Raw genomic sequence first — 11,942 nt, 5'->3', positions numbered from 1 at the left:
AAATGAAGAAAATTGGATTGGTAGGAGGAACCGGCTGGGTATCATCACAGGAATACTACAAAATCATTAACGAAACCGTCAACAAAAACCAGGGTGGATTAACCTTTCCTGAGATTATTTTGTACTCGGTAAATTATGGCGACATTTATGCCTGCAACCAGCAAAACGACCGTGAAGGTGTTTATTCCATCGTTAAAAAAGCAAGCGAAACGCTTTGTAATGCGGGTGTCGATTTTGTAGCCCTTTGTGCCAACACGCTTCATTTTACCTACGAGCAGCTACAAACAGAAATTGATGTTCCAATTTTACACATTGCCGATGCAACAGCCGCTGCCATAAAAGCAAAAGGAATTAGCAAAGTTGGTTTACTGGGAACACGCGAAACCATGGAACTCGACTTCTATAAAACACGATTGGGCAGGCACAACATCGAGGTAATTGTGCCCGAAAAACCGGAACGGGAATTTATCCACTCCTCCATTATGAACGAACTACTGAAAGAAATTTTTCTTCCGGAAACCAAAACCGGCTTCCTGGAAATTATGAATAAACTGTCCGAGAAAGGTGCCGAAGGTATGATTTTGGGATGCACTGAAATACCTCTACTGGTCAGTCAGGATGACTTTGAACAACCGCTGTTCAACACCCTTGAGCTACATGCGAAAGCCATTGCCGAATTTGCAACATCAGATGAAAATCGTTAATATTAACCGAATAAACTATTAGCCATGAAAAAGTACATCTCCCTATTCGTTATTCTATTATTTTCTTCTGCCGGACTCTACGCCCAAAGTATCTATGACTTGCGAAATGCTATCGACTTTTTTGAGCTGAACAAAATCTCGAAGGGAGAACACAGGAACAGGCTTACTGAAAGCGATATTGAAGGATCGCCCTATTTAAACGATGAATTTATACCTGGCACCATTTATACGTACCAAAAAATTCAGTACAACGATATTCCGCTACGTTACAATATTTTCAACGACGAAATGGAATTTCAAACACCCGACGAGCAGATCCTGGCCATAGCCGCACCTGAAATTGTTGAGAAAGCCGTAGTTGGTGAAAATACTTTTTCTAATATTCCGTATAAACTGGGCAACAAAGTAAAACGTGCCTATTTCATTCTTTTAACCGAAGGCAAAGTTAGTTTATATGCCCGGCCTGAAGTGCTTTACCAAAAACCTAAAGAAGCCGCTGCGTATAAAGAACCGGAACCGGCAAAATTTATAAAACGTCCCGATTCTTATTACTTGCGATTAAACCAGCAAGCTGCTGTTAAAATTGAATCGAAAAAGGATTTACAGAATTTCTTCACCGATCATCAAGATCAAATTGAAGATTTTATAAGAGAGAATAAAATAAAACCGGGTAAGGCAGACAAACTGATAGAATTGGTTGAATACTATAATTCGTTGTAGCTGTAGACTGGATACTGGATACTGGATACTTGATGCTCGATGCTCACAACTAATTCCTTAAACCATTTTCAGCTCGTTGTTAAATCTATCTCTGCTTCATAATTTTTAGCTGAAAAGTACCTTCTAAACACCTTGATATTCAGTAAATCCCCAATACATTTCGCAAAAAATACCGAAAAACAAAGAATATTTCCGTAAGGTATGCAACATTGAAATATTGCCGTCGTCATTGAATCAGAAAAATAAAAGATTGAATACACTTTATAAAAATATTCATCAGGAGATCATCGATCAGTGTAAGGAAGGAAGCCAGAAGGCACAATTCCAGCTGTACAAGCTTTATTACAAAGCCATGTTCAGTGTAAGCCTGCGGATCGTAAATGATCAGATGGAAGCCGAAGATGTAATGCAGGAGGCCTTTTTAAGTGCATTTAAAAAGATTGGCACCTACAAAGGCGAAGTAAGTTTCGGGGCTTGGTTAAAGCGTATTGTTGTAAACCGTTCATTGGATTATTTAAAGAAACGAAAAGTACAATTTGAAGAGGTAAACGAACGTACCACAGAAATTGCCGATAGCCGGATGGATACATGCGAGCTGGACGCCCGGGTGTTAAAACAGGCGATACAGGAACTATCTGACGGCTACCGGGTTGTGTTAAGTCTTTACCTGATTGAAGGGTACGACCACGAAGAGATCAGCCAGATTTTGGGCATATCGAATTCAGCTTCGAGAACCCAGCTGCTGAGAGCTAAAAATAAGTTACGAGAGATATTAAGAGGGAAGGAAATATTTTCATACAATTAAGATTATGGAAAAAAGAGATAACATAGAAAAACTGATACTGGAGAACATTGAAACGTTAAATGATAACGAACCAATGGAAGGCCACTTTGCACGATTTGAGGCAAAACTTAACGAGCAACATAAAAAGAAAAGAACGATAAGTCTGAATATGATTCTGAAAGTTGCTGCCGCTGTTGTGTTTGTATTTTTGGCAACCAACCAGGCGTTTATCTATTTTTCGCCAAACAATCAGGGAATTTTTGATTCGAAAACAGAATCGGCAAGCGTTACTCTTGCATCTATTTCGCCGGAATACCAGGAAGTTGAATATTATTACACCAACTCGATAAACACCGGTATGGAGCAATGGAATAAATGGATTGAAGAAGGTTTGATTTCGGAAGACGAACAAAATATGATGAACAATGAGTTGGCTGAGTTTGAAACACTTTACCAAAACCTGCAGAAGGATTTAACAGCCACCCCAAACGACGAGCGTGTAATAAACGCCATGTTAGAATATTATCAGGCTAAGCTTAGTGTAATCAATATAATCATTACCAAATTAGAAGAAGTACAACAGAAAACACAAGAATTTGAACTGGAGACAACGGCCATATAATACAAAACAAATTGGCTGGAAAGAATTAGTATTAAAAATTAAAACCAGAATAAAATGAAGGCATTAAAAAGAATTGCAGCACTGTTTATTATCGGCGTTTTAGCCGCCGGAACAACAGTATTTGCAGAGGAAAAAACAAAAGAGTACCATGAATCATGGTTAAACAATGAGGTTTCGTCACTGGAAATCGACAACCGCTTTGGCGAAGTAAAAATTAATAATTCAACCGGCGACTCGGTAGTTATTCATGTAACAATAACCGTTGATGCACCTAACGAGAATAAGGCTGATGATTTATTGGATATGCTGGAAGTGTATATCAGAAAAACGGGAAGTGCCGTAAAAGCGGTTACAGAAATTGAAAAGAACTTTAAAAGTAACCGACAGTTTAGTATCGATTACGAAGTAAATATTCCTTCCGACAAAGATCTGAAAATCAACAACAAGTACGGTAACACCATTGTTGCCCGGCTTACCGGAAACGGCGAGTTCATTTGTAAATACGGTAACTTTACCGCTTACGAACTCACTACACCCGAAAGTGGCTCGCTCAGCTTATCGCTGGCCTACGGAAACGCAAATATTGGCCAGGTTTCGCACATGGATGTTGATGTGAGCTACTCGCCTCTTGATATTGAAGAAGCTTCTTCGTTAAATATCGAATCGAAATACTCGAACATAAGCGTTGAAGAATGTAAATCGGTAATAATCGAATCGAAATATGATAAATTTAAATTTGAAGAACTGGAGTCGCTGGTAGCAGAAATTAAGTACACCAATATTAAAATTGGAGAATTGGCGAAAAGCTTAAAAGTTGAATCGGGTTACGGAGGCATTAAAGTAGACGAAGTTGGGGCCGACTTCGAGTTTATCGACATTACCAACAGCTACGGACAAATTTCACTGGGACTCGACGATGCCAGTTATTCACTTGATGCCGACTGCGATTACTGCGGTATTTCATACCCTGAAGATGAATTTGCAGGAAACCGTATCAAAGATAACCACAAAAACACGGTTGTTGGAAAAGTTGGTTCGGAAGAGGGCGGCAAAGTTACGGTTGTAAGCCGTTACGGCGATATTAAACTGGATGAATAACGTTTAGACTATACAACATATTTTCAAACCGTTGGCAATATTTGTCAGCGGTTTTTTATGCCTGCATAGTAACCCAGCTTATACAAATCGAAAACCAATAACGATGGACGGGCACCTTTTAAATTCTCTTCCATTTTGTCACGATATTTTCTGAATAGCCGCCCGACAGTTCGCGATGGAATAAAAAAAGTTATCCGTTTATATTTCCGCAAGAAGTTTACCTGGCGGTAAAACATTTGGTCGCCATCAAGCAGTTCCTCTCCTATTTTTTTCAGGTTCTCGAGCGCCATACAGCTCTTTTTCAAAAATGCCTGCGCACTTTCAAGGCCGGTATGTTCCAGCGGATTATCGATATGAAAGATCTCTACTCCGGCACAAAACAAGTCGTAGCCCAGTAAGGTATCTTCGTGTCCGTATTCGAGTAATTCTTCCCGAAAGTTCACCCGATCAAAAAGTTCCTTCGCAATAAAGAAGTTGTTAGAGGTAATAATAAATCCTTTGTTTCGGTTACGAACTGCTGCCGTTACCGCCTCACGTTTTGTTCCGTAAGTCCATCGAAGCAGCTTTTCCTGATCTGCCGGTTTTTCTTTCGCATAAGCTGTTCCACCGCACAACACCCGACTCTCGTTCCGGTTTTCGAGATAATTTTTTAAATAATCAGCGCTTATAACTTTCGAATCGGCATCAATAAACAGTAACCAGTCAAACACAGAGTCGGCTCCCATTTTGTTACGAACTCCGGCTCTGCCAAGGTTTTTCTCCATCTCGATATACACAACATTAGACTTACTTTTAAGAATGCGGTTCAACGACTTAAATATCTCATCCGAACCATCGTCGTACACTCTTATCTCAAAATCAATGTCTAAACGTGTAGCCTGTTGGTGTAGGTCGTTTACCAAATCCACCACTTCAATGTTATATACCGGGATGTTTACCGAAAGCATAGTTTCTTTTTACAGGCCCTGAATTTACAATATTTCGGGTTTAAAACAATTATACTGTAGAAATGACATTTCGTGGAATTATTCTATTTTTAAGACTTTATCTGAAATTGCTTATGATTCGATTCGTATTTCTGTTTATTCTGTTCTTTAGTTTCCGACTTAGCGCACAACACTATAATATTGAAGTGCAGCTTGACGGAGCTCCCAACAAAACGGTTCAACTGGCGTATCATTACCTCGGAAAAATATATGCGGCCGACTCTGCAATACTTGATGCAAAAGGGAAAGGCGTATTTACAGGCGACAGTATTTTATCGCAAGGATTGTATAAAATACTGGTTAATAAAGACCACCATTTTGATTTTCTGTTGGGTGCCGACCAGTATTTTAAAATAAGCAATTCCTCCTATGAGGGTAAGAATGCTAAAATAGAAGGAGCACCCGAATCTGAAGCTTTTGTCGATTACATGATTTTTCTGGCAAACCTGCAACAACAGAGTGCCTCTTTAAGCAATACCTACCAAAATGCCGATGCCGCAGAAAGAGAAAAAATAGCTCAACAACGCGAGGCTTTGAACAACGAAATGTACGATTATTGGGCAATGATTGATAAAAAGTTCCCCGACTCGTTTCTCTACAAATTTTTAACGGCGAATTACGTTCCCAAACTTGATGAATCAACGTTGCCAAAAGAAATTCAGGAAAACGATTCTTTGCTGCTATTGGCTCAATTCAACTATCAGAAAGAACATTTTTGGGATTATTTCGATTATACCGACGAACGTTATCTGTTCACTCCTTTCTATAAGACTAAACTTGAAAACTGGTTCAACAAAGTGTTGTATCCGGGCTATGATTCGGTGAAGCCTTATGTTTACCAATTTATTGAAGATGTGAAACCAAATAAACGTTTGTTTCAGTTTGTCACGTCTTTTTTCCTGAACAGCAGCATTAACAGTAATATCATGGGTATGGACGCCCTTTTTGTTGATATTGCCCGCGACTATTACTTAAACGGCGAAGCATTTTGGGCAACAGAAGAATCGCTTGAGACCATTCGAGAGAATGTACTTTTTATGCAAGATAACCTGATAGGAGAAATTGGTCCCGACCTCACACTGGAAAGTTTTGATGACGAATTTATTAACCTGCATCAAATAGATTCGAAGTTAACAGTTGTTCTCATTTACGAGCCCAACTGTTCGCATTGTAAGGTTTTTGTACCTGAATTTTACAAAGAAGTATACCTGCCCAACAAGGATAAAGGACTGAAGGTATATGCCATTTACTCGATGGACGACAAGGAAGAATGGACTGAATTTTTAGCGAAACACGATATGTTCGACTGGATAAATGTTTGGGATCCGCAACATATATCGCGTTTTAAAATAAAGTACGATGCCCGAAAAACACCAGCCATTTACCTGCTCGATGAAAACAAAAAAATCATCGGTAAAAAAATGACCGTCGAACAATTAAAAGAAATTATTCCGCTTGAATTGAACTAAGCTTATAAAAAGCTGTTAACTTGAATAAAAATTGTAGAAAAATGAATGAACAATTCAGTAAAGAAGATATTTTAAAAAGACAGTACGACTGGGGTAACGGCATTATTCGCATTGGTAAAATTTACACTGCAAAAGGCGACTATGTGAAAGCCGCAAAAGAGCACATTGACGATTTGTATGGTTACGGCGAAAGCAAAGTACTTTTTAAGCCTACAAAAGCTACCGACCCACAATTCAGGGCAAGCAAAGAAGAGGCGCTTTCTTACTTTGTTGGTGGAAACGACAATTTCCCGGAAGACCTGGGATTTGCACTTCAGCCCTGGGAAAAGGTACGTTTTGAGGTACATGGTTTTATAGCCAATTTTAAACAGGCAATCATTATGGGAAACTACTTTTTTAATGATACTAACGGAGCCGAAACAAAGGTAGAATATACAATGGGATTTTTCAGAGCTGCCGACAACTCGTTAAAGCTGAATCTACATCATTCTTCGTTTCCTTTTAAGCCGGAATAGGTAAATCTTAAAACATAACTTTTACGCAGTTTCCCCCTTTCGATGATTGGAAATTTTGTCGTAACTTTTAGCATCTAAAATCCAGATCATGCGAAAAGCTGTTATCCTCATTGCCCTTGTAACATTTTTTCTTCAGGTATTTTCTCAAACTGAAGTACGTGATTCCATTCCTAATTCTGCTGCCGACAAAAATTTGCAAAAAGCAGAGGTTGCTTACGTAGTTTTTAATTCCGATACCCTATTTCCAGTATACGCCAATCTGGGGCCGTATTCTCCTGCAGAAAGAGCTGCCATGATAATTGAAAGATTGGAAACGACCATGGCCAGTTTTCAGATTGATGGAGATTTATTTTCAATTACTGAGAAAAACAATTATTCAATAATTTCTTATGACGAGCTTCCGTTAGCCAGCGTGAGTGAGGCAGATGCCGCATTCTTTGGAAAAACAAAAAGTGATGTGGCCAATGAATATCTTGAAAATATAAAACTTGCATTTAACAAAGCATCCGAGAGAAATGAGCTAACATACTGGCTGTTACGGGCATTGTATACGCTCTTAGCTTTAGGAGGATTAGTCCTGATTATATTCCTGATCAATAGATTGTTTACAGCACTAAACATTAAGCTGGAACATTACGAAAAGGGATTAAAACAAAAAAGAAAGAGTTTTTTAAAATACCTTCTGCCAAGTAAAGGCGGAAACATTTTTCTGCTTATTTCGAAGGTAGTAAAGTTTGCACTAGTGCTATTGGTACTGTTTTTATACCTGCCCTTTTTATTTAGTTTTTTACCCTGGACCAGAGATTTAGCAGATAAATTCTATGGTTATCTTGCCGATCCGGTAAAGAAAATTGCCAACGATTTTGTAAGTTTTATCCCCAATCTGTTTTCCATTTTTGTCATCATCATTATCACTCGTTATCTCTTAAAAATACTTTCAGTGGTGGTTCGGGAGCTTGAAACAGGAAAGTTGCGGATTAAGGGATTTCACAGCGATTGGGCCAAGCCAACTTTTAACCTGGTTAAAATCGTTATCTACATTATCACCGCTGTTTTTATTGTACAATACCTTCCTTCTTCAAAAGCTTTTCAGGGCGTATCCATTTTTGTTGGGGTAATTTTCACGCTCGGATCCACTTCGGCCATTGCCAATATCGTTGCCGGAATTGTAATCACTTATATGCGGCCGTTTCAAATTGGCGACCGGGTAAAAATTGGCGACACCATGGGCGATATCGTTGAAAAAAACCTGTTGGTGACCCGCATCAAAACAATTAAAAACGAAGATGTTACCATCCCCAACGCCACCATTATAAATACGCATTTGTGGAATTATACAAAAAATGCCAGTCAGCTGGGGATAATTATTCACCCTAACGTAACCATAGGCTACGATGTTCCTGCCGACACGGTAATAAAACTATTGCTCGACGCGGCAAAAAACACCAAAAACCTAACCCGCGATTTTAAACCTTTTGTACTTCAAAAAAGCCTTAGCGATTTTTATGTGGAATACGAACTAAATGTTTACACCAAACAAGCCGGAAAAATGGCGCATTTTTATTCAGAGCTCAATAAAAGTATTTTGAATGAATTTAATAAAGCCGGAGTAGAAATATTATCGCCGCATTACTCGGCTTTCCGAGATGGCAATGCCTCTACAATTCCTCAGCAGAAAAACGAAAACCCTCCATCCGATCCGGTTGGCGAGGTCATAAAAAAAGCCACAGGACAGAAATAATTATCACGGTACGAACGAGATTTTTCGGGTAACAAATGTATTTCCATAGGGAAAACGCACAAAATAAACACCGGCTGTTTTTCCATGAAGATTGAGTTTTATACGGAATTTATCTGTCTTTACAACTGAAGTTTTAATTTCCTGCCCAATTAAATTATACACCACAACATTCTCCGGCTCAATCTCTTTATCCGACTCCAGGTTTAGCTCTCCGGCGGTTGGGTTTGGATATACCCAAACGTTTTTTGGTTGCTCTACGGTTGGAGTATCAGTTAGCAGACTGTAATTACAAGCAACCAGTTCAATAACATTAACCATGGCGTAGTTTTGGGGATTCAGCGATGTAAAACTTTCCCAGCTTCCGTTTTGCTTTACGTAGAGATGGTTTGTGGCATCTTCATACTCGCGCAACGATTGATAGATGGCAAAGGTATCGGCAGTATTAATGTCACTCAATTCAAAACCAACAAAAAAATCGCCGGCAGGCTCAACCATCTGATTAAAACTTACAAAGTTCATGGCATCTTCAGCCCAGTTATCAATTGTTACCTGTTTGCTGTACAGCAGATATTCGGGATACGAATCGCCCTCATACACTTTCACTGTTATTCGGCTGTTGTTATTATTGGTAACCAGTTTTCCAACACCAAACGAAACACCATCCAGAATTTCATTACCATAAATGTTAAAGTGTTCAACAATTTCAGTTATTCCCAACGAATTGGTTCCTCCCCAATAGCCTTTAGTTTCACCTGAAACGGTTAGAGCAATATTTCCATGCTCATCCGTATCGGTCAAATTTGTAAAAGCGTTACACAAATCCTCGTTGGTATTAAATTGTTTTCCGTTTAACTCCGTAGCGCCTGTTCCCAGGGGATCAAGCCAATATTTTAATTGTTTTGTTGTGTCGGAACTATAATCCCATTGCATTGCAAAACGGGCAAAATAATCATTCACCGGGTTTCCGCAATACGCAGCACCTCCTGATAAAGTGCCAATAACCTGTTCTTTCATATTAAACAACGCACCTCCTGAAGAACCCACTTCTGTAACTCCACCGTCCCAACGCAATATATTAAACGAGCCGTATCTTGGATTTTTAATCGTTGATGACGTAAATGTCTGAATATCAGGGGCATCATTATCAAAAGATATCTTTTTAATATCTCCCTGCGGATGGTGAATACTTACTGATGAATCGGGTATTGCCGACGATCGGTCCCAGCCGGCATAATACGGTCGGAAATCGGGCGGTGGCAGATCGTCTAATTCTACCAATGCAAAATCCAGACTATCATAATGGGCTTTCATAATCGCTCCTGAAAGCGAATGAATGGGGTCGCCATCCAAAGGAGCACAATAAGGGCTTTCGTAATTAAAAGTGTAAACTGTGGTCTTGGCATATTCCCATTTGTCGTAACAATGCGATGCCGACAAAACATAAGGCTTTTTGTCTTCAGCAGTATTATTCAGTAGTGTACCCGTACATACTTCTCGTCCATCAACAATTAAACGGCAAACGGCATCTTTTAATTGGTTCCAGCGGTCGCCAATTTCGCAGTTCACATCAATATTACAATCTCCGGCTGTTTTCCCCTGAATAGGCCGACGATCAAACTTCAGAATACCCATAAAGTCGTGGTTAACGCGGGTTATTCTAAAATCATCCGGCGTTCCTTCGTCTTCGGGAACCTCGTATTGCACGGTAATTTCATCGCCGGCAACCGGTGCCACTGCAAATTTATGCGAAGGTTTATTGTTTCGTGCGGTAAAGGCACCAAGGTAATGGTTATTTTGTTCGTTGTAAATAAATAAACGCCCCTTGTTGTTTAACTCAAAATCATCGAAAATAAGATTGAGCGAATAAGCATTTTCTGAAGAAATGGTAATGCGCCAAACATTAAAACCGGCGTTGGTTGAATACCACACACCTGAATTTGACGGGCTAAAATCGACATTAAAAGCATGCGCAAAAGTTAATGCCTTTAACTGCGCATCGGATGTTTTATTTGCTGCCATTGCAGCCTCAATAACACTTTGTTTTAACAACGGCATTTTTATAAACGCCCTGTCGGAACTTTTTAAAGTAACAACCTGCAAAGGAAATCCTCCTTCCGACAACTGTGCACTTACCGAATTACATATAAAAATGAGTACTGTTAAAATTGGAATATACCAACGCATTCTTAAAAGGTTTTTGCAGGATAAATAAATTACTACCGCGAAAATTACTTATTTTTTAATCAATTCAAATCAATCACGTAACTTTTCAACAAAAACTCAAGTATTGTGTTTTATATTGCACATAACCGTAACTATTATAAAAATTTTGAAATGAAAGTGAGATGGAATTCATACCAAACAACGTGACAAAATCTCATTCGAAATCTCCGTCAACTGACGAATTACCTTAAAAAATTAAAAATTTAAACAGATGAAAAAGTCATTATCAATTTTCGTTACACTCTTTTTTGTTCTTAGTTTGGTTGCATTGGGCACCAATAAACCAACAAAGACCCAAGCCATGCCCGATGATGTTAAAGAAGTAATTCAGAATTCGTGTTTTGGATGCCACAATACCGACTCACGGAATGAAGACGGGAAAAAGGAGCTTGATTTTAATAAACTCGACAGTCTTTCGAAAATTAAAATGATTAGTACTTACAAAGAAATTGGTGAAGTGCTTGAAAAAAATGAAATGCCTCCCAAAAAGTTTTTGGAAAGATTTCCGGACAAAGCTTTAAGTGATGATCATAAACAATTGTTATTGGATTGGTCGAAAAAAGAAGCAGAGGCATTGGTAAAAGGAATGTAATATGCGCCGAATACTTCGATTTGTAATCATAATATTGCTGCTTGCTTTTATCGTTATCCAGTTTTTTCAACCCGAAAAAAATAACGAAGGAGTAAGCAGCAATCATATTTTCAACCAGGTAGAAGTACCTGAAAATATTCAAACGCTGCTATCAACCTCCTGTTTGGATTGCCACTCGAACCATACGGGCTACTGGTGGTATAACCACATTGCTCCCGTTTCCTGGATGGTAGCCGATCATATTTCAGAAGGAAAATCCGAGCTTAACTTTTCGGAATGGGGAAGCATGGATATTTTTGAAAAGATTACGATACTGGAAAAAATTTGCCAGGAAACAGAACGAAAATCCATGCCGTTAAAATCGTACCGGGCCATTCACACAAAAGCAAAATTAAACGACGAACAAATTGCCGAACTTTGCGACTGGACCACAAAACTGGCTGAAGAATTACTTGCTAATGCTGCCGGTGATTAAGTTTTTACTATAA

General features: G+C 38.9%; 12 protein-coding genes. 10 read left to right on the top strand and 2 right to left on the bottom strand.

Annotated elements, in window-relative coordinates; translation table 11 throughout:
• The first annotated feature begins 2 nt into the window (after positions 1 to 2).
• The 5 genes from G4420_RS12860 (at position 3) to G4420_RS12840 (ending at position 3,928) form a co-directional block, all read left to right on the top strand.
• Positions 3 to 704: an aspartate/glutamate racemase family protein gene (locus G4420_RS12860; protein WP_163324049.1), complete on the top strand. Its 702-nt coding sequence runs from the start codon at positions 3 to 5 to the stop codon at positions 702 to 704.
• Between the two features lie 24 nt (positions 705 to 728).
• The gene (locus tag G4420_RS12855; protein WP_163324047.1) at positions 729 to 1,424 is read left to right on the top strand and encodes a hypothetical protein; all 696 of its coding nucleotides are present in this window, start codon (positions 729 to 731) and stop codon (positions 1,422 to 1,424) included.
• Positions 1,425 to 1,674: 250 nt separating this feature from the next.
• Positions 1,675 to 2,229: an RNA polymerase sigma factor gene (locus G4420_RS12850; protein WP_163324045.1), complete on the top strand. Its 555-nt coding sequence runs from the start codon at positions 1,675 to 1,677 to the stop codon at positions 2,227 to 2,229.
• Positions 2,230 to 2,233: 4 nt separating this feature from the next.
• Positions 2,234 to 2,830 carry a hypothetical protein gene (locus G4420_RS12845; RefSeq protein WP_163324044.1) on the top strand — a complete coding sequence of 199 codons (597 nt, stop codon included), beginning with the start codon at positions 2,234 to 2,236 and terminating at the stop codon, positions 2,828 to 2,830.
• Positions 2,831 to 2,884: 54 nt separating this feature from the next.
• Positions 2,885 to 3,928 (top strand): DUF4097 family beta strand repeat-containing protein, encoded by a 1,044-nt coding sequence (locus G4420_RS12840; protein WP_163324042.1) that lies wholly within the window; start codon positions 2,885 to 2,887, stop codon positions 3,926 to 3,928.
• A 44-nt stretch (positions 3,929 to 3,972) separates the two neighbouring features.
• Here the strand turns inward: G4420_RS12840 and G4420_RS12835 are convergent, their stop codons facing one another.
• Complete coding sequence (locus tag G4420_RS12835) at positions 3,973 to 4,875, bottom strand: glycosyltransferase (protein WP_163324040.1); 903 nt, start codon at positions 4,873 to 4,875, stop codon at positions 3,973 to 3,975.
• Between the two features lie 113 nt (positions 4,876 to 4,988).
• On the opposite strand from G4420_RS12835, the gene G4420_RS12830 reads away from it, so the two are divergent.
• The 3 genes from G4420_RS12830 to G4420_RS12820 all read left to right on the top strand — a co-directional run bounded on the left by G4420_RS12830 (position 4,989) and on the right by G4420_RS12820 (position 8,639).
• A complete protein-coding gene (locus tag G4420_RS12830; RefSeq protein ID WP_163324038.1) occupies positions 4,989 to 6,383 on the top strand; it encodes a thioredoxin-like domain-containing protein in 1,395 nt (464 codons plus the stop codon).
• Between the two features lie 41 nt (positions 6,384 to 6,424).
• The gene (locus tag G4420_RS12825; RefSeq protein WP_163324036.1) at positions 6,425 to 6,898 is read left to right on the top strand and encodes a phosphoribosyl-AMP cyclohydrolase; all 474 of its coding nucleotides are present in this window, start codon (positions 6,425 to 6,427) and stop codon (positions 6,896 to 6,898) included.
• A gap of 88 nt (positions 6,899 to 6,986) precedes the next feature.
• Positions 6,987 to 8,639, top strand: coding sequence for a mechanosensitive ion channel family protein (locus G4420_RS12820; RefSeq protein WP_163324035.1), 1,653 nt, complete (start codon positions 6,987 to 6,989; stop codon positions 8,637 to 8,639).
• 3 nt (positions 8,640 to 8,642) lie between these two features.
• Here the strand turns inward: G4420_RS12820 and G4420_RS12815 are convergent, their stop codons facing one another.
• Complete coding sequence (locus tag G4420_RS12815) at positions 8,643 to 10,823, bottom strand: T9SS type A sorting domain-containing protein (protein WP_163324033.1); 2,181 nt, start codon at positions 10,821 to 10,823, stop codon at positions 8,643 to 8,645.
• 250 nt (positions 10,824 to 11,073) lie between these two features.
• On the opposite strand from G4420_RS12815, the gene G4420_RS12810 reads away from it, so the two are divergent.
• The gene (locus G4420_RS12810) at positions 11,074 to 11,454 is read left to right on the top strand and encodes a heme-binding domain-containing protein (RefSeq protein WP_163324031.1); all 381 of its coding nucleotides are present in this window, start codon (positions 11,074 to 11,076) and stop codon (positions 11,452 to 11,454) included.
• A 1-nt stretch (position 11,455) separates the two neighbouring features.
• Entirely contained in the window at positions 11,456 to 11,929 is a 474-nt protein-coding gene (locus G4420_RS12805) for a heme-binding domain-containing protein (protein WP_163324029.1), read from the top strand.
• Positions 11,930 to 11,942 lie beyond the last annotated feature (13 nt).

It is taken from the genome of Draconibacterium mangrovi (genome assembly GCF_010586825.1).
GTDB classification, from domain to species: domain Bacteria; phylum Bacteroidota; class Bacteroidia; order Bacteroidales; family Prolixibacteraceae; genus Draconibacterium; species Draconibacterium mangrovi.
This window is presented reverse-complemented; position numbering and strand designations above follow the sequence as displayed.

Excerpts from the sequence above, each read along its gene's own strand:
- G4420_RS12830 (WP_163324038.1), top strand. The coding sequence starts at position 4,989 with ATGATTCGATTCGTATTTCTGTTTATTCTGTTCTTTAGTTTCCGACTT.
- G4420_RS12840 (WP_163324042.1), top strand. The coding sequence starts at position 2,885 with ATGAAGGCATTAAAAAGAATTGCAGCACTGTTTATTATCGGCGTTTTA.
- G4420_RS12825 (WP_163324036.1), top strand. The coding sequence starts at position 6,425 with ATGAATGAACAATTCAGTAAAGAAGATATTTTAAAAAGACAGTACGAC.
- G4420_RS12810 (WP_163324031.1), top strand. The coding sequence starts at position 11,074 with ATGAAAAAGTCATTATCAATTTTCGTTACACTCTTTTTTGTTCTTAGT.
- G4420_RS12835 (WP_163324040.1), bottom strand. The coding sequence starts at position 4,875 with ATGCTTTCGGTAAACATCCCGGTATATAACATTGAAGTGGTGGATTTG.
- G4420_RS12820 (WP_163324035.1), top strand. The coding sequence starts at position 6,987 with ATGCGAAAAGCTGTTATCCTCATTGCCCTTGTAACATTTTTTCTTCAG.
- G4420_RS12805 (WP_163324029.1), top strand. The coding sequence starts at position 11,456 with ATGCGCCGAATACTTCGATTTGTAATCATAATATTGCTGCTTGCTTTT.
- G4420_RS12855 (WP_163324047.1), top strand. The coding sequence starts at position 729 with ATGAAAAAGTACATCTCCCTATTCGTTATTCTATTATTTTCTTCTGCC.
- G4420_RS12815 (WP_163324033.1), bottom strand. The coding sequence starts at position 10,823 with ATGCGTTGGTATATTCCAATTTTAACAGTACTCATTTTTATATGTAAT.
- G4420_RS12845 (WP_163324044.1), top strand. The coding sequence starts at position 2,234 with ATGGAAAAAAGAGATAACATAGAAAAACTGATACTGGAGAACATTGAA.
- G4420_RS12860 (WP_163324049.1), top strand. The coding sequence starts at position 3 with ATGAAGAAAATTGGATTGGTAGGAGGAACCGGCTGGGTATCATCACAG.